This is a genomic window from Paenibacillus chungangensis (assembly GCF_042675905.1).
Classification (GTDB): domain Bacteria; phylum Bacillota; class Bacilli; order Paenibacillales; family Paenibacillaceae; genus Pristimantibacillus; species Pristimantibacillus chungangensis.
Genome location: NZ_JBHTJZ010000005.1, coordinates 305,259 through 325,344 on the forward strand (window position 1 = coordinate 305,259; position 20,086 = coordinate 325,344).

15 protein-coding genes are annotated in these 20,086 nt (G+C 48.0%); 10 read left to right on the plus strand and 5 right to left on the minus strand.

Translation table 11 applies throughout. The features are described 5' to 3' along the window. The first annotated feature begins 87 nt into the window (after positions 1-87). From ACFQ2I_RS03770 to ACFQ2I_RS03795, 6 genes are all read left to right on the plus strand, one after another. Positions 88-1,731, plus strand: coding sequence for an extracellular solute-binding protein (locus ACFQ2I_RS03770; RefSeq protein ID WP_377562284.1), 1,644 nt, complete (start codon positions 88-90; stop codon positions 1,729-1,731). An 89-nt stretch (positions 1,732-1,820) separates the two neighbouring features. Continuing rightward, positions 1,821-2,747 carry an ABC transporter permease gene (locus tag ACFQ2I_RS03775; protein ID WP_377562285.1) on the plus strand — a complete coding sequence of 309 codons (927 nt, stop codon included), beginning with the start codon at positions 1,821-1,823 and terminating at the stop codon, positions 2,745-2,747. 14 nt (positions 2,748-2,761) lie between these two features. Continuing rightward, positions 2,762-3,658, plus strand: a complete 897-nt coding sequence (locus ACFQ2I_RS03780) for a carbohydrate ABC transporter permease (protein ID WP_377562286.1) — start codon at positions 2,762-2,764, stop codon at positions 3,656-3,658. 69 nt (positions 3,659-3,727) lie between these two features. After that, positions 3,728-5,671 (plus strand): CehA/McbA family metallohydrolase, encoded by a 1,944-nt coding sequence (locus ACFQ2I_RS03785; protein WP_377562287.1) that lies wholly within the window; start codon positions 3,728-3,730, stop codon positions 5,669-5,671. A 20-nt stretch (positions 5,672-5,691) separates the two neighbouring features. Continuing rightward, positions 5,692-8,469: a phosphodiester glycosidase family protein gene (locus tag ACFQ2I_RS03790; protein ID WP_377562288.1), complete on the plus strand. Its 2,778-nt coding sequence runs from the start codon at positions 5,692-5,694 to the stop codon at positions 8,467-8,469. Between the two features lie 81 nt (positions 8,470-8,550). Further along, on the plus strand, positions 8,551-9,258 hold the full coding sequence (locus ACFQ2I_RS03795; RefSeq protein ID WP_377562289.1) for a histidine phosphatase family protein: 708 nt from the start codon (positions 8,551-8,553) through the stop codon (positions 9,256-9,258). Between the two features lie 336 nt (positions 9,259-9,594). Here the strand turns inward: ACFQ2I_RS03795 and ACFQ2I_RS03800 are convergent, their stop codons facing one another. Further along, the gene (locus ACFQ2I_RS03800) at positions 9,595-11,772 is read right to left on the minus strand and encodes a hypothetical protein (RefSeq protein WP_377562291.1); all 2,178 of its coding nucleotides are present in this window, start codon (positions 11,770-11,772) and stop codon (positions 9,595-9,597) included. Between the two features lie 176 nt (positions 11,773-11,948). On the opposite strand from ACFQ2I_RS03800, the gene ACFQ2I_RS03805 reads away from it, so the two are divergent. Beyond that, positions 11,949-13,007, plus strand: a complete 1,059-nt coding sequence (locus ACFQ2I_RS03805; RefSeq protein WP_377562292.1) for a Gfo/Idh/MocA family protein — start codon at positions 11,949-11,951, stop codon at positions 13,005-13,007. A gap of 145 nt (positions 13,008-13,152) precedes the next feature. Here the strand turns inward: ACFQ2I_RS03805 and ACFQ2I_RS03810 are convergent, their stop codons facing one another. From ACFQ2I_RS03810 to ACFQ2I_RS03820, 3 genes are all read right to left on the minus strand, one after another. Then, a complete protein-coding gene (locus tag ACFQ2I_RS03810; protein WP_377562293.1) occupies positions 13,153-13,275 on the minus strand; it encodes a hypothetical protein in 123 nt (40 codons plus the stop codon). A gap of 5 nt (positions 13,276-13,280) precedes the next feature. Then, positions 13,281-14,333, minus strand: a complete 1,053-nt coding sequence (locus ACFQ2I_RS03815) for an alpha/beta hydrolase family protein (RefSeq protein WP_377562295.1) — start codon at positions 14,331-14,333, stop codon at positions 13,281-13,283. Positions 14,334-14,561: 228 nt separating this feature from the next. Next, on the minus strand, positions 14,562-16,595 hold the full coding sequence (locus ACFQ2I_RS03820; protein WP_377562296.1) for a LuxR C-terminal-related transcriptional regulator: 2,034 nt from the start codon (positions 16,593-16,595) through the stop codon (positions 14,562-14,564). Between the two features lie 280 nt (positions 16,596-16,875). On the opposite strand from ACFQ2I_RS03820, the gene ACFQ2I_RS03825 reads away from it, so the two are divergent. The 3 genes from ACFQ2I_RS03825 (at position 16,876) to ACFQ2I_RS03835 (ending at position 19,176) form a co-directional block, all read left to right on the plus strand. Beyond that, positions 16,876-17,616 carry a stalk domain-containing protein gene (locus tag ACFQ2I_RS03825; protein ID WP_377562297.1) on the plus strand — a complete coding sequence of 247 codons (741 nt, stop codon included), beginning with the start codon at positions 16,876-16,878 and terminating at the stop codon, positions 17,614-17,616. A 374-nt stretch (positions 17,617-17,990) separates the two neighbouring features. Beyond that, positions 17,991-18,395 carry a RidA family protein gene (locus ACFQ2I_RS03830; protein ID WP_377562298.1) on the plus strand — a complete coding sequence of 135 codons (405 nt, stop codon included), beginning with the start codon at positions 17,991-17,993 and terminating at the stop codon, positions 18,393-18,395. 154 nt (positions 18,396-18,549) lie between these two features. Then, positions 18,550-19,176: a Uma2 family endonuclease gene (locus ACFQ2I_RS03835; RefSeq protein ID WP_377562299.1), complete on the plus strand. Its 627-nt coding sequence runs from the start codon at positions 18,550-18,552 to the stop codon at positions 19,174-19,176. On the opposite strand, the gene ACFQ2I_RS03840 is transcribed toward ACFQ2I_RS03835, so the two are convergent. After that, positions 19,173-19,997: an aldo/keto reductase gene (locus tag ACFQ2I_RS03840; protein ID WP_377562300.1), complete on the minus strand. Its 825-nt coding sequence runs from the start codon at positions 19,995-19,997 to the stop codon at positions 19,173-19,175. The two genes, ACFQ2I_RS03835 and ACFQ2I_RS03840, sit on opposite strands and share 4 nt — an antisense overlap. Positions 19,998-20,086: the final 89 nt, after the last annotated feature.

The following is a 20,086-nucleotide window of genomic DNA, read 5'->3' on the forward strand; positions in this document are numbered from 1 at the left end:
ATTCTCATCTACGCAATATAGTATTTAACAAGGCAAAGCGAAAGCGTGCGGAATTTGTGATTGATAGTAACCTAGGGGGGATATGCAATGAAAAGAATGAGCTTAGTCAGTAAAGGTATGATTGTCATATTATCTGTAGCGATGCTTTCAGCTTGTAGTTCCAATGAACCAAAGTCTCCATCAGGAACGCCAGACAATGGAGAACCTGTGAGAGAAGAAGCGACTGGAATTAATGAAAGCGGATTCCCTATTGTTGACGAACCGATTACGTTAACGGCGATGGTGAGGCTCAGTCCATCACAGCCTACGGACTGGAATGAAATTCTGGTTTGGCAAAGGTATGAGGAAATGACCGGTATCAAGATTGAATGGGATGAGTATACGAGCGCAGACATTGAAGAAAAAAGAAATCTGGCGTTAGCCAGCGATCAACTGCCTGATATTTTCTTCCGTACTCTGATGCCTGACAATAACATCGACAAATATGGAAGAGACGGCTCTTTTATTCGCTTGAATGAACTCATTGATCAGCACGCACCTAATATTAAGAAGATTCTAGATGAGAAGCCGGGTATCCGCAAAGCCATATCCACGTCTGATGGCAGTATTTATTCACTGCCGAACCTGTTCGATGCTCCTAGTATTCAGGTCAATCGCAAATTATTTATGAATAGGGAATGGCTTGAGGCGACCAATCAGACGATGCCAACGACGACGGATGAGCTGTACGAGGTGTTAAAGGGGTTTCGAGATGGCGATCCGAACCAAAACCAGCAAGTAGATGAAATCCCGCTGACCGCTGATAAGCTGGATGATATTATTGTTTCGCTACGTGGCGCCTTCGGCCTTGCAAACAGAGGCGGAAGAGCAGGAGCGGGCTGGGATATTGACCCGGAATCTGGTGATTTGCGTTTCTTCCCGGCTAGTGAAGGCTATAAGGAGATGTTGGCTTATCTACATAAGCTCTACACTGAAAAGCTGTTGGATCAAGAAATCTTTACAACAAGCGGAACAGAATTGCTGGCGAAGAATGAACAGAATTTAGTGGGAAGTTTCTCCTTTGGCAATGTCATTGCCAGAGCTAACTCCAATGCTGAAGCCTATGCCGGTTTGGAAGCCGCGCTCATTGGTCCGAAGGGAGATCAAATGCATTCGGCTGTATTGGGTGACGTTGGTTCACGCGGCGCTTTTCTAATCAGCAAGACCAATCCGCATCCGGAAGCGTCCATTCGTTGGATTGATTACTTGTATAGCGATGAAGGGGCTCGTATGCTGTTCCTCGGCTTCGAAGGTGAGACTTATGAGCAGAAGCCTGATGGCAGTTACGAATTTTTACCTGAAATTATCGAGAATATCCCGGAGGGATCTTCCTTCGACCAAGTGACCGCCCAATATGTGCCATATGCCGGTGGATCGCTGCCCACAGTGGTGACAGAACAATACTTTAAAGGCGGAGAAACACAACCATCCGCTAAGGAGGCTTCAGCCAATCTGCTGCCTTATGTGCCGGAGGAGGTATGGGAGTTTTTCAGCTTTACTGCAGAGGAAAGCGACGAGAAGCTTACGCTTGAAGCCGATATTAACGGATTAGTCACCCAGAAGACTGCGGAATTTGTGCAAGGAAAAGCTTCATTGGATGACTTTAATACTTATGTAACACAGCTGGAGAGAATGGGGCTTGATAGGCTGAAAGAAATCTATACAAGTGCGTATGAGCGCTATAAGCAGTAAATTGACAACAGCTCAACTATAACGCTTCTGAGGCGTAAGTTATACTTGCGCCTCAGCTATTATCCAGCCTTGAGCGAAAGGAATAGACTATGAAATCAAGTCAATCACAAACATGGAGCATCTCTCGCTCCACCAGAAAAAACTGGGATTTGTACTTGCTAATACTGCCGGTGATTATTTATTTTCTACTCATTAAGTACTTGCCTATGTATGGCATTCAGATTGCATTCAAAGATTTCAGTCCCGTTAAGGGTGTATGGGGCAGCGATTGGGTCGGTTTTAAACATTTTATTCGCTTTTTTAATAACTATCAGTTTGCAACGTTGATGAAAAACACGATTGGGCTTAGCCTCTATCAATTGGCTATTGCGTTTCCTTTGCCGATCTTGTTTGCGTTGATGGTTAACGAAGTGGGGAAAAAGTGGTTTAAGAAAAGTGTGCAGTCGATCACGTTTATGCCGCATTTTCTCTCTACAGTTGTTTTGGTCGGTATGGTCATCGCCGTCTTATCGCCATCGACAGGCATATTGAACAACATCATTAAGTTATTTGGCGGGGAAGCCATCTACTTTATGACAGAACCGTCGATGTTCAAGTCCATTTATGTATTTTCTGAAGTGTGGCAAAATATGGGGTTCAGTTCTGTTTTATATATTGCAGTATTGGCTGGAATCGATAAGCATCTTTATGAAGCAGCGATGATCGACGGAGCAAGCAAATTCCAGAGACTTGTTCATATTGCAATTCCCGCATTGATCCCGACAGCTATTATTATGTTTATCTTTCAATGCGGTTCGATTATGGATATTAGCTTCGAAAAAATTTATTTGATGCAAAATGATTTGAACATAAGCGCATCTAACGTCATTTCGACTTATGTGTATGAGATGGGGCTGCTCGGCTCGCAGTTCAGTTTCGCCTCCGCTGTAGGACTATTTAATTCGGTCATCAACTTCTTACTTATTATTTTTGTCAACTATATCGCTAAGAAATATGGGGAAACCAGTCTATGGTGAGGGGGTGAAGGGATATGGAAACAGATCTGACAGCCAGTCGCGGGGATCGGTTATTTCAGGTTCTTATTTATACAGTGCTTACTATAATTATGCTGGTGACATTGTATCCGTTGCTATACATTTTAAGTGCTTCATTCAGTAATCCGATGGCAATCATTCAAGGAAAAGTATGGTTGTGGCCAGTAGATTTTACTTTGGATGCTTACAGAAAAGTATTTCAGAATTCGGATATTTTGATTGGATATCGCAATTCCCTCCTTTATTTGGTCGTAGGGACTTCCGTTAACATTCTGATGACGACAATGGGGGCTTACGCGCTCTCACGCAAGGATTTGCGTGGACGTCATGTGCTAACCTTAATCTTCACCTTCACTTTACTGTTTAATGGTGGATTGGTTCCTACCTATCTTGTCTATAAAAATGCACTCGGACTCTACAACAATTTATGGGTAATGGTCATTCCGAGCGCGATCAGTGTGTGGAATATGATCATTATGCGTACGTATTTTCAAAACTCGATTCCGATGGAATTACAAGAGGCGGCTTTCATAGATGGGTGCGGTAATATTCGCACATTAACGACCATTGTGCTGCCGCTCTCGAAACCGATTATTGCCGTTATGGCATTGTACTATGGTGTCGCGCATTGGAATTCTTATTTCACAGCTCTCATTTATTTGCATGACACCTGGCGATTCCCGCTACAGCTTGTTATTCGACAAATATTGATACTTGAAGATGTACAAGCGATGGCAGGAGGCGAGGGCGAAAGCATCGTCGAGCAGCTTGTGCTGATTGAAGGGATGCGCTATGCGGTTATTGTCGTATCGAGTATTCCGATGCTCTTGTTATATCCGATCGTACAGAAGCATTTTGTGAAAGGCGTTATGGTAGGCGCGGTTAAAGGATAAGTGAGTCAGTCGAAGGATTAGCTGCTAGAGACAAGTGGACAAGACTAATCGAGAAACGGGTGAAATAGGATGGCCAGACAACTGGAACAAGGACAGAGTCAGAACATACCATTAAATGCGGAGCGAGGAGTTAACGCCACAGCAGAGCAGTCTCTTGAAGGACATGAAGCGAATAAGGCCATTGATGGACAAGCGGATACGTATTGGGCTGGCGGCCCTTACTATGTCTCGTGGGAGCTGGATTTGGGCAGTCGCTATGAGTTGGAGGGCATACTGCTATGTACTGGCTGTGAGCCTGATGCATATGCGTATTATGTAGTCCAGTGCAGCGAAGATCGGCTGAACTGGCAGACAATTGCGGAGAAGCGCGATAATCGTTGTTCGGCGGAAGGAGAACGGTTTGAGATTGGAGGTACAGCACAATATATTCGAATAACGTTCACGTATTGTTCAAGCGGAGAAACCGTAAAGCTGCGTGATGTGCAACTATTCGGATGCAAGGCCGTGATAGAATCTGAGGCAGAGGTCGCTGTGCGGCGATCTCCAAAATTATTCTATGCGGCAAACTTTGATGATGCACATGGTTTTGAGGTGGCGGACATAGAGGATGGAGAGCCGGGTGAACCCACAGGGCAGGTGCTGACCGGTGGTGAAGTCGGCAGTTACGTGATCTATCGCAAGGTGGATTTTACTGCTGATGGAGTCAATCAGTTGCGAGGAATGTTCGGATTCAGCGATATGGACCGGGAAAAGCGGATAAAGCTGGAGGTGCGTCTGGATGGACCTGACGGCGTGTGTGTCGGGACCATCGAATTGTTCCGTCAATGGAAGCGCTGGTCCAATTTGGCCGGAGATTTGCGGCATGAAGGTCAACCAGAACAGCTAGCTGGCGTGCATGATTTATGCCTGATCATCTCTGAGGCGGCAGAGGGGCAAAGCGTGCTGATTCACTGGCTGGCCTTTGTCCAGGGAACAGCGCTGCCTGTCCCCAGACCGCGTCCGGCTGATTTGCCTGAACCTGCTGGCGAGTATCAGATTTATTATGGCAATCTACACAGCCATACTGCTCTCTCCGATGGAATTGGCGTGCCTGAAGAAGCCTATGATTTCGCACGTTATACGGCAGGGATAGATTTTCTTGCCATTACAGAGCATAGCAATCTGTACGATCATGATCTGGACTGGAAGCTTAGTCGCAAATGGCGTGATATTCAGGAAATGGCAGAGCGGAAAACAGAGGATGACAAGTTTTTGGCGCTATTTGGAGCAGAAACGACATGGTACAACCAGTTTGGGCATATGAACACCTATGCAATGGATTGTTTTATCAATACTTATGAAACACGCTATAACGATATTAATTGCTACTACGAGACGATTAAGCAATATCCCGAATCCATTCATCAATGGAATCATCCTTGGTCTTGCGGGCTAAGGCATCATGATGAATTTGAGCCCTATGATGAAGCAGTCGATCAAGTATTGCATTTGATCGAGCTGAATCCGATGGAATCACCGGATAAGGGCGGGTTATTTTACTATATAAGAGCACTCGATAAAGGTTGGCATGTCGCGCCGGTTGGCAGCCAGGATAATCATTATGGCCAGTGGGGCAGTCAAAACACGCTGAGAACAGCTGTTTTGGCGGAGCGTCTGACCCGAGAGCATTTTTATGATGCGGCAAGGCGTCAGCGCGTTTATTTCACATCCGCTTTGCATCTCCAGGTCTGGTTCAGAATCAATGGCGAGATCATGGGCTCGCGTCTTGAAGGAGGTGAGGAGGTAAACATAGCAGTTAAAGCATCGTATGCTCAAGCCACAGGCAGAATGATCGTGAAGGCGGAGCTGTACGGTGAGCAAGGTCGCATCATGGAGCAAATGGAGTTGGATGCTGCTGAACTGAATTGGGACTTGAATCTGTCCGCACAAGAAAAGCAACGCTACTATTTTGTGAAAGTTTATCAGGATGATGGTGAATTTGCAGTGACGGCTCCGATCTGGATTAAGAAGTAATACAGAAGGGAATGAGCTAAATGCAATTGTCTGTCAAGCTTTTTCGTTTGTTAGTCAGTGTTATGGTAATGGTTTCGATTGTTTTTTCCTCACAGACTATTCAACCTGCAGCGCTGGCAAACAGCCCTACTCTGATCTCTAATGCAGTGGAATTGGAACTTATTCGCAGCAATCCATCAGGAAACTATCGTTTGATGGAAGATATTGAGTTGACAACTCCCTTTACGCCGATTCCCTCCTTTAGCGGCACGCTGGATGGCAATGGGCACACGATTACAGGGTTAACAATTACGGCAAGCGCAAGCCAACCAAAAGCAGCATTTATCGTTCAAAACTCGGGCGTTATTTCACAAGTCGGTTTTAAAAATGTAAATATCACTGGACTAAGTACGAACTCGACCTATCGTGCAGGAGGAATCGTCGAATCTAACTATGGCACGATCGAGGAAAGCTATGTGACAGGTTCTATTGTAGGCGGTTATCGCAGCGCCGGTGTCGTAGTGACGAATTATGGGCAGGTGCATGATGTATATGCGGATGTAGTTGTAGAAGCTGCATATGAAAGCGGGGCGATTGCCGCAGTATCGGAAAGCGGCTCTATCCTCGAGAGGGTGTACGCGGTACCGGATGTTTACTCGATTAATAATAATACAGGTGGCCTGTCTGCTTATGCGTACACAGGTGCAGTCATTCGCGATAGCGCTTTATTGTCAGGTACCATTGATAATGGCGGAGGCAACCGCATAGCGCGAATTGTAGGGCGGCTCAATGGCACCCCTACGATGCAGAATAATATAGCCTCTGTCAATGCGTTAGTTCAAGGGATGCAGGTTAGCGGCGGTACTGCGAACAATAATCAAGGGTTGACGGTTGCTGAGGCAGTCTTGAGCCAACAGAATACGTATGAGGACCTGGGCTGGGATTTTCAAAATGTTTGGAAGATGAGCGCTGTATTAAAACGGCCGGTATTGCGGGATGTTGCTGAAGTACAACCGACATCTATTGCTACTGCAGCGGATCTTGAGCTGATTCGCAGCAACCCGGCAGGCGACTATCGTCTGGTGGATGATATCGAGTTGACCCAGACGTTTACACCGATCTCTGCTTTCAGTGGTACGCTGGATGGCGATGGGCATGTGATCAGGGGCTTAACAATTATCGCCAGTGCGAGTCAGCCAAAAGCAGCGTTTATGATCGAAAATAGAGGGATTATTTCCAGATTAGGTTTTGAAGAAGTCGTCATCGTTGGAAGCAATGGGGGAGCCAGCTATTGGGCTAGTGGCATTGCGGCCTCCAACTATGGGCTGATTAATGGAACGTATGTTACCGGAGTCGTAACTGGAGCCCATCGCAGTGCTGGAATTGCTGCGCATAATTATGGAGTCGTGCGAAATAGCTTTACTAAGATCAAGGCGCGGGCCAGAGCGGAAAGCGGAGGAATTGTTGCGGTATCGGAGCCAGGCTCTGTGCTCGAATATTCGTTTGCCGTCCCTGAAGTTTATTCAACCGACAATAATACAGGTGGGATAAGCGCCTATGCCTATTCGGGTGCAATCATTCGCAACAATGTATTGTTGGAAGGAACGATTGACAACGATGGAGGTTCTCGTATCGGTCGAATCGTGGGACGCTTGAACGGCAGTCCGACGCTGCAAAACAATATCGCTTCCGCAGACGCTTTAGTGCAAGGAGCTGCAGTTAGTGGCGGGACCTTAAACAATTACCAGGGACTTACGGTTACTAACGCCTCTCTGTCTTTGCAAGCAACTTATGAGGGGAAGGGTTGGAATTTTGACACCGTATGGGAAATGCGGGCTGCGTCAAACTGGCCGATTCAGCAATACTTCGCAGATGTGAACGAAGCACCTGCGCATCCGATCATTCATAAAGTGTTGCGAGACGAAAATCAAGTATTGTCTACCGGTGTGTCGCATCGGCAGATGGATTTTATTGATAGTGCTGGCTATATTCAAAAAGCAAACATCATTGATGTAGATATTAGTTTACCGCAAAATTCCATTATTGTCGGTACACTGAACAATCAGACCGTGCCAACAGATGCAAGTGGCAATTACATTCGCACGGTGGACAGCGCTGGCCATGATATCTTTAAAGCAACTGTTGCTGTACAGGCAGCTACTACACATATCGCAGGCAAACAAGTGATCGCTGGCGTAAACGGGGAATTTTATACGGTTAATGGGCCGGAAGGGTATATGATCAAAGATGGTTCTTCTATAATAAATGGTGTTCGTGTACCAGGTGCTGATGCTAAAAACTACCCTTTTCACGGTTTTTTTGGAATTAAATCGGATGGAACAGCGATGATCGGGAACTACGGAGCGGACTGGGAAGCTGTTAAAAATGATTTGTATCAAGCCTCCGGCGGTCAATACTGGATGGTTAAGGATGGGATCGTGCAAGATTTTAACGGTCAGGTCATATCCGACGCCAATGATCTAAATTATGATCATGAAACTTATTATCGCCATAAAGATCGCCATCCCCGTACTGCTGTCGGGATCAAGAGCGATGGGAATGTTTTTTTTGTAGTCATTGATGGCCGCAAAGCGAATGATTCCTCCGGTTTCTATATCGAGGAGCTTGGCTTATATATGAAGGAACTGGGTGCTTATCAGGCTCTGAATATGGATGGAGGAGGCTCTTCCACTGCTGTGACTTGGAATGAACAAGCAAGTGCTTATCAGATCAAGAACACACCTATTAATGGCGGGGTTCCAGGTTCAGCCAGAGATGTCTTCTCATCCTTGCTAATTTTGGCAGAGGAGACTCTATAAATAGGGGAAAATATTTTATCAGGAAATGTTTAAAGGCAATAGTAGATAATAGTTGGAAAGTTTGATGGGAGAGAAGCATACATGAGAATTTATATTATTCGCCACGCAGATCCGGATTATGAGAAAGGGACGATAACCCCTGACGGTCATGAGGAAGCCAAGGCGTTGGCCAAACGGATGGCAACGGCAGATATTGATCGAATTTATACCTCCCCATTAGGACGGGCGGTGCATACGATGGAATATACCGCCAGGCAGATCGGGAACGTGAAGCCAGTCGTTCAGGAATGGATGCAGGAGCTTGACGGATTGGTTATGAGTCATGCGCCTTGGGCAGCACTATCCGCTTGGAATGTTCACGGTGAAGATGTGTTGGCGAAGAAGCCATATCCCGATCATACGAATTGGCATGAAGGCGCTTATTTTCAAGGTATTCCGGTGGTAGAAAAGTTTCAAGAAATTCAAGCGCACTCAGACGATTTTTTTCGAGAACTGGGCTACCATCGCGAGCAGGGCAGGTATCGGCGTGTCGAGCCGCACCAGGAGCAGATTGCCGTCTTCTGTCATGGGGGATTTGGATTGACCTGGCTTGCTCATTTGTTACAAATACCGCTTACGCTGATGTGGACCGGATTTTGGCTGCCGCCCAGCTCGGTGACGACAGTTTTGTTTGACGAGCGGTCAAGCGAATGGGCAGTTCCCCGCTGCATTGGATTGGGGGATACATCTCATCTATATGAAGCGGGACTTGAAGTGAAACCGAGTGGCATTATTTCGAACTACTATTAAGTTACAAGATTAATCAAAAATTTGACCTCTATTATGCCAAGTCGATCTCCCTAATCAGAGCAGAATAGTCAACAGGCAGGACGCTTAAGCAAGCTATGCCTCGTCTGACGGTTACCTCATGAACTGATATCGACAAGGAATTCGCCAAGATGATTGAACGCATATTTGTTAACTTACTAGTGATAGGATGGGGTCCGTCTTGTCTGAGTGATTTAAGAGTAGCCGCTGAATAGAACAGGGCTATTATGCGCCAGAGAGTGAGTGTGAGATAGGGACAAAGATGAGTATGGTCATGCCTTTGTCCCCGAAAGCTCCTGCTCTGTAAAATCCATAGCTTTAACGGTTAGCGCTGCGTATCGTCTCCCGATTCTCCCATAACTGCAGTCTTAAGTTGGACTTGGAGCCTTGTATGGTGAAGTGAGGGATGCCGTTGGACTTGGCTGCTTCGACGCCGTCCCATGTAGCGCGGTGCGAAGTGGCGGAGAGCAGCATGAACAATGCTTGGGAGCGGCTCAGCTCCGCGGCTATCCGTTCCGGACGTTCCCCGGTGTCGTGGACGAGCGTAGCTCCGGTCTCCAGCACGACATGCTCGAACCACTTTCGCATGCCGCCGATTATGGCGATCGTGCAGCCTGCCAGGAACGGTGCCCTCGATTTCCTGTCTGCCGCTGCGCTGGCATTCGCTCTGGTAACTTCCTTGCCGCTGCGTCCCGCTTGCAGAGACGTATGCTTGTCCTTACCGACGGCAATTTCCGCTGCTTGCGACTCCAGTCGGTATAGTCTCGCCAATCTTGCCCATCGCCCGTCTTCCGCCACGTTGAAGGAGCAGGGATCGCCGTGAAGCGGGCGCTTAATCTCCACATCTCTGCGATGGATGGGGAAGCGGTTGCGGTCATCGTTCATATCAACACAGTACCAGCCTTCCCCCTCATCCGATTGCACATAGCCGTCGAATTGGCGTATAGGGGAGCAGATGTCGTCGCCCTGGAACAGCAGCTGCAGTTCGTAATGCTGCCGCTGACTGGCGCGATCGCTTGGCGTGCACAACACTTCAGCTTCATGCTGCAGAGCGAGCTGGTGCACCATGGATTCCGTAATGTTGAAGCAGCTCCCCGTCTCCAGCAGGATGTAGCCGCCGTGATCCCGCCGGAAGAAGGTGCCCTGCAGCGGCTCTGGTGCGTCACTGTCCGGCTGCGATTGTTTGGACGATTGCAGGGGGGTGAATCGCTCTATGGCAGGATCGGAATCGTCCGAATCGATTTCTTCATTGCTCAACTTAGCGTCTTGCTTATGCGTTTCAGTCTGTTCTAGCGTCTGATCGTCCGGATGGATCTCATAGCCAGACAGCGCGTCTGCCAAGTCCAGCGCTTTGCGCATGCGCCGTCGCAGCTGGATGGCTTCCTCTGACGAAGCTGCAGCTTCCGAAGTAGAAGGATAAAGCAACTTGCCGTTCATGCGTTCAATATCTTCGTACAGCGTCCGAACAAGCTGTTCCAATAAGGTTGGCTGATCGTGCAGCTTCCGTCTGTAATGGTCGATAGTCTGCTTATGACGGGCTTGCTCCCTCACCATGAAGCTTAGCTCCTCATCTTTTGCCTCTAGCTGCCGTTCCAGCGCTTTATGGTGACTATTCGCTTCGCGTATCGTTGCCAGCAACGCTTGACGCTCTTGCAGCCAGTGATGGCGTTCTTGCCGTAACTGCAGCTCCTTGCGACGCTGCAGTTCCTTCTGTTCCTTGTGCTTGAATTGCACATGCTCCAGCTGCTCATTCCGTTGCCCCAACAGGGATAACGTGTTGCTCAGCTCCTGTTCGCTCTGCCTCAGCTTCTTCTCCTGCTGAGCCAGCTCCAGCTCCAGCCGCATTCGCAGCGCAACTTCATTCCCGCATTTCAGCTCCAGCCTCTCCAGCTTCCTGCTTGGAATCTCACCGCCTTCCGGCATGCGCGTGCCCTTCTGCTCGACCGTTGCATTCTTGGAGGCCGTTGACGGCGTAACTCCCGCAGCCAACTCACAACCGCTATTGTCGCAGTCGTTCCGCAGCTTCTCCAATTCTTGCCGCCATCGTTCTTGATGCTCGGCTCGGCCGTGATGGAAGTGCAGCGCCCAGTAATAAGACCAGTATCCATAGCGTTGTATATGCTCTCGCCGTATCATGATCAGCTCGTCCCACTCCATTTGCAAGGCTTCCATTAATTCGGGACAGAGTTTCAATAAAGAAAGGAAGAAGCGACGTTGTGTTATCAGGTCTCGCTGGCTGTGCAGAAGAGTCGTTCTAAGCGTTTTCCAGAACAGCATCTCCGGCCACTTTCTCGTGTCTCGCTTAACGAAGTGGAAGTCCAGTACAAGGGCCAGCGCTTGCTTCTCCTTCAAGCTAAGTTGCTTGATATAGCGGAGGAATGCGTCATGGGGGAAAGGGAATCGGGGATCGAGATTCATTAATGTTCGGCAATTCTCCAGTTTCTCTGTCCATTCCGCATGTTCGGTTAAGCCCGCCCTTTGGGCTCTCAGCTTCATTCACCATATGCCCCCTTCCGAATGTACTTTTGTTCTATTCACTTCGACGTTCCTTATAAAGAATCCTCTTCGTCATTGCCGCTGAGGGTCCCGATATGAGATGATTAGGAAGTGTACGCGTGTACAGAAGTTGGGTTGTATGAAAAGGAACTGATTGTTGAAGAAGGGGAGATACCATGAAGGAACCATGGAAAGTGTTAATTGCTGGCTGCGGTGGAATGGCGCATGCGTGGGTGGATTACGTGAGCGGAAGAGTGGATACGGAAATCGTGGCGTTAGTCGATATTCGAGAGGAAGCGGCCAGGGCGATGGCGGAGAAGCACAGCTTGTCGTGTCCGGTCTATACGAATGCGGAGCAGGCGATTGAAGCAGTGAAGCCGCATATTGTATGTGATGTGACCATTCCGTCAAGCCATTATGGCGTGGCTTCCACTGCTATCCGTCAAGGCAGTCACGTATTCGCGGAGAAGCCGCTGGCGGAGACGCTGGAGCAGTGCCAGCAACTTGTCGCTATGGCGGAGCAAGCGGGCGTGACACATGCCATTATGCAGAACAGGCGCTTTGATCCCTATATCCGTTCTCTGAGACAGCTTATTTCGTCAGGAGCAATTGGAAAAGTGGGCTTTATAGGAGCCGACTTCTTCCTCGGTCCGCGCTTCGGAGGCTTCCGAGATGTCATGGACAGCCCACTGCTGCTGGATATGGCAATCCACACCTTCGACCAGGCACGGCTCATTAGCGGCGCCAACCCTGTATCCGTCTATTGCCACGAATTTAATCCCGCTGGCTCCTGGTATGCCGGCCATGCGATGGCGGTCTGCATCTTCGAGATGTCCGACGGCTCCGTGTTCAACTATCGCGGCTCCTGGTGTGCGGAAGGGGAGAATACGTCCTGGGAGTCTTCATGGCGCATAACGGGAGAGAAGGGAACGGCGATCTGGGACGGATGTGGCGTTCCTTATGCGGAAGCGCGCCAACCGGCGGAAGTTAACGGGGCACTTGGCGAGATGGTGCGGATAGAAGGGGAAGTGTCACAGTTGGAGCTTACGGGTCATCACGGCTGTCTGGAGGAGATGTTCAACGCTCTCCACGACGGGCGTAAGCCGGAGACGCACAGCGGAGACAATCTGTACAGCATGGCAATGGTATTCGCTTCGTTGGAGAGTGCGAGAACGGGTCGGAAGGTGATCATAGCGGATTGGCTCGAGAGCAAGAAGTCCTCCCCGTCCGTATGAGAACGGTGGGGGAGGTATTCGGTACATGAACCTGCATGTATACTCTCCTGTGCTTACGTAATGCGATGGCGATGGCAGCTCCGCTGGTCGGCGTATCAATGCCCGCCATCATTTTGACCAGCGTCGTCTTGCCAGAACTCGAGGCTCACAAGAAGCCGGAAAATTCCCTTTGCTGGGTGCGGAAGGAAGTGGTATGAATGACTTCTTTATTGCCGAAGCTGCGCGTGACGTCGCATACTTCCAGGCATGAGCGGCTTGCAGTGTTCATCGATCTCACCTCTTCAGGCGCTCCAGTTGCCGCTTCACGAACGGCCATACGGGCTCCTTGTAGTAACGGTGTCCGCCATCCCCGAAGTGGATCGCGCAGCGATCGGCAACTCCCATCGCGGCATAGATCCGCTCTACATGCGCATAGGCTTCCCTAGCTCCGAACGAAGGGTAGATCTCGTCCCTCTCACCATTAACGGCGAGGAATGGACGAGGCGCAATCAATCCCACAATATCGTACATCTCGCCTTGCTGGAGCAGACCGGGAATAAAGTTGCAGTCGCAATGATCCATCGCCAACAGCGAGGCGCGGTATGTGCAGAAGTAAGAGCCGGGTATGCATATGTCTATCCGCTCATCCAGCGCCGCCGTGAAGAGCGATACCGTTCCTCCTCCGGAATTGCCGGTAATGACAATGCGGCTGCTATCAATCTCCGGGCGGGTGGAGGCATAGTCGATGACCCGGCCCATATCGTGAACACGCTCACCGATCAGCGTGCGGCCGAACATGAGGGCGCGTTTCTGCAGCGGATTGCAGGAATTGCCTTTGCCTTGCTCATATTCTTCCTCGCGTCCCATCTCCCAGAAGCCGCGCACATCCATCGCAATGGTCGCGAAGCCTTCTTGTACAGCCTGCAGCGCAATATCGCGGTCACCGTCTACACCTTCGCTTCTTTCTTGTTCAGTCTCATAATTGCCGACGTAGATTTCCTTGCCTCGCCTGGAATGACCGTGCGGCGTAAGGACGAGCGGGTATGGCCCTTCTCCGTCGCTTGGCAGCAGCAGATAGAAGGGGATGGACAGGCCGGGCTCCGTCCCAATATATCCTTTCTCACGCGTGTAGCCGTCCATTTGAACCGTCTCCACGATCTCCGCTTCCAGGGGCAGTCCGTCTGTTTCCTTCGCCAGCTGCTCCAATCCTGTTATGTCGCGGAGCCGTTGCCGGAACCGCTGCTGCCAGTCGCTCCAATTGCCCTCTTCCAATGCGTTGCGATAATGAAATTCCCGTTCGTTCATATAGTGCCGGTCAACATATTGATCCGCTGAGAAAAACCTCATTGCTTACTCCCCCTTCGCACTAATTTCCTTATGGCAATCATCATATAGCAAAATGACGGAACATTCATTGCAGAGCCACTTTTGGCGCATGTTCAAGCGTCACTCGGGCCTTTCGCCAAGAGACTACCGCAAGCGGTTGCTTGGATGAGCCGTAATAAAAGGAGGCAGGTGTAATGAGGTAAAGGAGTTCGCTTGGATGAAGATGTGAACCTGCCCCGGTTGTTCCACTTACTTAAAGCTGGTTAACTCGTCCATGAGTAATTTCACCAATTGGGCTCTATTTTTGATTTGTTTTTTTCTATATATACTGCTTAGATGTTTCTTGATTGTGACTTCACTAACGAATAGCTTCTCGGCAATAAGTTTATTCGGTGTTCCTTCAATAACCAGATTAGCGATCTCATTTTCACGTTCAGTGAGATCGGAGAATTGACGATTCCCTCCTTTTTGTAGCGTAATGCCTACATTTGAGGCAAGGAGCTGCAAATAATTTTCCAATCCCATCGATTTTATATCCAGCATTTGCGTAGGTGCCAAGAGTGTGGGGCCGTAATCGTAGTGAGTGGCTCCTTCCACTTGATGGAATCCTAATCGTTCCAATAACTGCTGATAGAAGGGCAGTGGGTTGGAGGCCACGATGAGCTTTCCCTTAAATAGAATTTGCAGCAGCTCTTGAAGGATTGCCGAACGGGCAACGGCATCTGTAGGGTCAATCACATCCATCATTCTTATATACCATCCGCTTGGTTCATGCACGGGTGTGCTCAATTTCTCTCTCTCTTCAGCAGTGAGGGTTTGAAAAAAAACTCTCGTAACAGGTTCATTTGCTAAAAAATCCACACTTTCTTCATGAATGGGTATGACAAGGGAAAGCCCTAGTATTTCTTCACTCTGCTTTAATAGTATAAATTGAACATGATTAGAATTAAGAAATGATGGACGTGTAAGCAGTTCAGCTTCGGCCTGCTTATATTCTGTTGAAGCAATTAATTGAACCGTTTCGCTTTCATCGATATGCGGAGTGCTGAAGGTTGCATGTTCATATAGTGAAGTATGCTCCAGGTTTTTCAGATATTGTCGGGCTTCATCTGCTTCAGGACCGCTTACATATTGAATTTGGAAGTGATGGTTGGAAGCTGTGTCGTAAAAAATGGCTCGAATCGTATAATCCTCAAGATGATAAAAAAACTCTGAAAGCAGCCACAAGTGATCCTGATGAGGATGACTTTCTTCAATTTGTTTGAAATAAAAAGCGGCTATGGCTTCGTTTATTGCCCTATACCGCTTAGGAGAACGCTGTCGAAGATTTAATGAGATGGCATTCCGCATCAAATCATGCATCATCCATCCTCTTCTTCCCAAACGAATAAATGAATAACTTGTTATGCGTTTAAATAATTCCTCGGAAACCTCTTCCTTCAATAAATAGGATAGAATGTCCTGATCAAATCTCCTCAGCAAGGAGATGCTCTCTATAATGTAGCGTACGTCCGCGCTTTCCACTTCCTTTAACCACTGATCGGTCAGTGAGTGAAAAAGATCTGACGGGTGAAACGCTTCTTCATCGATGTTCAGATTATGATTGATCATCGAAGCGGATAAGGAAAGCGTCAGCGGATGACCCTGCGTTAGATTGTAGATGGCATTAATTCGCGTCCTATCTTTTATATTATATTTGGCTAAATACTCTCTTGTATGGGAATGAGAGAATTCCTGCAACGGTAAATCCTCAATTAAATCTCTCCATCCTGGTGAAGCAAACCAATGGTTTTGCAACGGATAACGGCCTGAAATAATGATGAGCAAACGATGATCAAGGTTGCCGATCAAATGTTCTTGCAACCAGCGATCCAAATCTGTCATTTCTTCATATGTATCGAAAGCTAATATGATTAGCTGCTCCATTGCCAACTTGTTAATATGATGAATGCAAACGTTACTGTCAAAGTGTTCTTGCGGCTCACCGTCTAATAATTCATATATGCGATGAAGCATGTGCTCTGGCGAATGCGCGAAATCACGGCTATTGATAAGAATGAATCGTGCACCGTATTGGATCGAGATTCTTTGATAATGGTCTACAAGATAACTTTTTCCCATTCCAGCTGTAGCGTGAATGTTTAAAATTCTCTTGGCATGAGAAGCGCCAGCTAGACAATTTTTAAAAATACGAACTTCTTTTTCTCTGCCGACAAAAAAACGATTGTCTGTATCCGTCAATACTTGCTTGAATAGAAGATTATTTTGATTTGAATTGCTCATTCAATTATCACCTCAATTAACCATGCTTGTATGATAATTTTAACATAAATAACAGTGAGTGATCATAAAAGTAGACTTTTGTATACTATTTTTTTGCTTGGAGTGGAGGTATGATTCTGTTAAGTTCTGCCATCGTAGCTGTTGCAAAAGGAGGGCGATTGGATAGATTGCGGAATCCCGGATATTCGGCGGGGCGGAACTACGGTAGATGAACAGTCGTGAATAGAAAGGGTACGTGTCAGATTACTATTAACATTTCGTCATTTGGAGGGAATTATGAATGAAAACTTATTTTAAGAAGAAATGGCTGGTTTCAGGATTCGTTGCGGTATTATTACTTAGCGCTGCAGGTCACGCATGGGGATCCGGTACATTGCGCGAGATTAAAGCAAATCTGAATTCGGGCCTTAATATCATGCTATATGGTGAAAGGTTTGTCGCTATTGATCCGGAAACGGAAACTGAATTATTGCCTATCACCTACAAGGGCAGAACGTATTTGCCACTCAGATCTGTAGCGGAGGCTACCGGTTTGGAAGTGACGTGGGACGGTCGTACGCAAACGATCTACTTGGGTGATGCGGAAGAAGAAGTGGAATCGGCGGATGAGCGGATCGTTCAAATGTCGACGGAATACGCGCGGCCGAAAGATAAGTACAGGCTGGCTAGTGCAACCCCCCATTTGTTGAATCGCGGACCGGACAAAGAATTTAAATATGGATTCTCCAATGATCGGGATTATCAGAGCAACTTGCAGGTATATGTAACGAATGATTATGAGTTTCATACATTGAAAGCGACGATTTGGGTAGATGATCTCCAAAACGATGCAGGTATTTATTCGTCTCCGAATCCTAGGATTAAATTGTTCAATGAAAGAAACGAAGTTATTTATGACATGCCGGAAGTAAAGCATAAAAATTATTATGAAATTGAAGTGGATATTTCCGATGTAGAAGAGGTAAGAATTCTGGTAGACGGTGTGTACAGTGTAATCGGGGATCCTGTGTTGGTGAAATAGAATAAAAATCATTTATTGGGTCAAGGCTTGCGTACGTCACAGTTGAAGTGGCGTACGCTCTTTTATGCTGTGGTGCCCTATGATGATTGCGTGAACATAACGGTCAGCATGCGCTGAATGCATTTGATTTCTATATCGTCGGTCTATTACAATATTAGTAGTATCATTTAGACATGAACTCATAATACCTCGATTATTGATAGAAAGGAGTATTCATAACATGAAGAAAAAAACGCTAGTTTCTTTATCTGTTGGCTATGGATACTCCACTGCTGTTTTTCACTAAAATCTCATTCCACGGGTGAAGTGTGTCCAATTGTGGAGATGAGTGCGGAAAGAATGGCAGAAATTCTAATAATAGCGAGGTTTTTATTATGAATAACGAAAAAATCACCAGAAAAAATCCGAAAAGCATGCCTGCCCCGGTGGGCAATTATACGCACATTACGAAAATTCCGAGAACTGCCGAGCTGTATGTCACCTCCGGCCAGATCGGGACAGATCGGAATGGTCGCATTCCGGATCATATGAACGTTCAGATTCTCAACACGTTCAGCAACATTCAGGCTGTATTGGCGGCAGAGGGGTTAACAGCCGACGATATTATCAAGGTGAACATCTGGGCCGTCGAACCGATTGATTGGAATCACCTGTATGCGACATGGGGGAGTCTCCTCGGACAGGAATATCCCGCGATGACGGTCGGTTATTTAACGGCATTGGGACTGCCTGAACTAAAGATCGAGATCGAGATCGAGATTTGGGCAGCTAAGGTATAAAGTAGTACACAATTCACTCAAATTGTTGACAAATGATAGGAAGTATTCGACAATATATGTAAACATGCGAAGGGAAGCACCTCGCAAAGACGACACCGGCGGTGTTTCTTTGCCGGGGTGCTTTTTCATTTCCTTAGAGAGGTGTGATGGCTCAATGACGAAGGAGAAGAATCAGAGTCAAGAAACGGAGTCTGGAACTCGGGCCGGCGATGATAACGCCGAGGTGCGCGATCAGCGGTTGACCTATGACGACTATGCGGCGATCGATGACGGTCTGCGATACGAGCTTGCGGACGGTAGGCTGGAGCTGATGAGCCCGGGTCCGTCTTCCATTCATCAGCTGGTTAGCTTCGAGATGCAGCGAACGATATTCGAAACTTGTCATATGGACTATATCGTCTTCTATTCACCAATTGATCTCATCCTGTCGGCGCATGAAGTGCGTCAGCCGGATCTGCTTATGATTCACAGAAGTCGCATGGACATTATTCGGATGCGCGGTATTGAAGGGGCGCCGGATCTTGTCGTCGAGATACTATCCCCATCCACATTGCGGAGGGACAAGTTGGACAAGCTCCGTACATATGCGCGTTACGGCATCCCGGAATATTGGGTGGTGGAGCCGAAGGTCGGCACGCTGGAGCAATATGTGCTGCAGGGGGAGAGATATGAATTGCATAATGTATACGAAGAAGAGGAGCCCGTAAGCTCCCCTACCGTTCTGTGCATCTCCTTCACGATGAAAGGCATTATGGACAATATACCGTCTATCCGCGATTAAAAATTGAAATTGTCCGGGTCGGCGCCGAACCGTTGATTGCGGTTCAGCGCCGAGATTTGGGCCATCTCTTCAGCCGACAGCTGGAAGTCGAACACTTCGCTGTTCTCCTTCAGGCGCGAAGGGTTGGTGGACTTGGGAATGGTGACGACACCGTTCTGCAGATCCCAGCGCAGCACGATTTGCGCCGCAGACTTGCCGTGTTTGGCGCCGATCTCCGCCAGCAGAGGCACGTCCAGATTGCCCTGCATTAGCGGGCTCCATGCCGTAGGTTGAATTTTGTTGGTTGCGCAGAAGGCCATCAGCTCTTCTTGCGTCAGCAGCGGATGGTACTCCACCTGATTAACCATCGGAACGAGATCGCTGGAAGCCATCAAGTCCTGAAGATGGTGAATGTGGAAGTTGCTGACTCCGATTGCGCGCGCGCGGCCGTCGCGATAGATTTGCTCCAGTGCGCGCCACGTCTCCTTATACTTTCCTTTCACGGGCCAGTGAATAAGCAGCAGATCCACGTAGTCCATGTCGAGCCGCTTCATGCTTTCATCGAAGGCGCGCAAGGAAGTATCGTAGCCCTGATCGGCGTTCCACACTTTCGTCGTGATGAAAATTTGATCGCGGGCGATGCCGCTTCCGTTAACCGCCGCTCCTACGCCTTGCTCGTTGCCGTATACGGCAGCTGTATCAATCGCGCGATACCCCGCTTGCAGGGCGGACGCCACCGCCGCTTCCGTCTCGCCGTCATCCTTCATCTTCCATACGCCCAGTCCGAGCCAGGGCATGTTCACTCCGTTGCTTAGAACGGTGCAGTCCTGAATTGCGTTCATCTTCCTTTACCTCCTCCAATGGAACTCATTTAACTATTTTAGAATACATGGTTCATTTTCATTGTTCAAATATATTTATGCGGAAGAGT

Coding starts and splice junctions, on each gene's coding strand:
- ACFQ2I_RS03770 (WP_377562284.1), top strand. CDS start 88: ATGAAAAGAATGAGCTTAGTCAGTAAAGGTATGATTGTCATATTATCT.
- ACFQ2I_RS03775 (WP_377562285.1), top strand. CDS start 1,821: ATGAAATCAAGTCAATCACAAACATGGAGCATCTCTCGCTCCACCAGA.
- ACFQ2I_RS03780 (WP_377562286.1), top strand. CDS start 2,762: ATGGAAACAGATCTGACAGCCAGTCGCGGGGATCGGTTATTTCAGGTT.
- ACFQ2I_RS03785 (WP_377562287.1), top strand. CDS start 3,728: ATGGCCAGACAACTGGAACAAGGACAGAGTCAGAACATACCATTAAAT.
- ACFQ2I_RS03790 (WP_377562288.1), top strand. CDS start 5,692: ATGCAATTGTCTGTCAAGCTTTTTCGTTTGTTAGTCAGTGTTATGGTA.
- ACFQ2I_RS03795 (WP_377562289.1), top strand. CDS start 8,551: ATGAGAATTTATATTATTCGCCACGCAGATCCGGATTATGAGAAAGGG.
- ACFQ2I_RS03800 (WP_377562291.1), bottom strand. CDS start 11,772: ATGAAGCTGAGAGCCCAAAGGGCGGGCTTAACCGAACATGCGGAATGG.
- ACFQ2I_RS03805 (WP_377562292.1), top strand. CDS start 11,949: ATGAAGGAACCATGGAAAGTGTTAATTGCTGGCTGCGGTGGAATGGCG.
- ACFQ2I_RS03810 (WP_377562293.1), bottom strand. CDS start 13,275: ATGAACACTGCAAGCCGCTCATGCCTGGAAGTATGCGACGTCACGCGC.
- ACFQ2I_RS03815 (WP_377562295.1), bottom strand. CDS start 14,333: ATGAGGTTTTTCTCAGCGGATCAATATGTTGACCGGCACTATATGAAC.
- ACFQ2I_RS03820 (WP_377562296.1), bottom strand. CDS start 16,595: ATGAGCAATTCAAATCAAAATAATCTTCTATTCAAGCAAGTATTGACG.
- ACFQ2I_RS03825 (WP_377562297.1), top strand. CDS start 16,876: ATGAAAACTTATTTTAAGAAGAAATGGCTGGTTTCAGGATTCGTTGCG.
- ACFQ2I_RS03830 (WP_377562298.1), top strand. CDS start 17,991: ATGAATAACGAAAAAATCACCAGAAAAAATCCGAAAAGCATGCCTGCC.
- ACFQ2I_RS03835 (WP_377562299.1), top strand. CDS start 18,550: ATGACGAAGGAGAAGAATCAGAGTCAAGAAACGGAGTCTGGAACTCGG.
- ACFQ2I_RS03840 (WP_377562300.1), bottom strand. CDS start 19,997: ATGAACGCAATTCAGGACTGCACCGTTCTAAGCAACGGAGTGAACATG.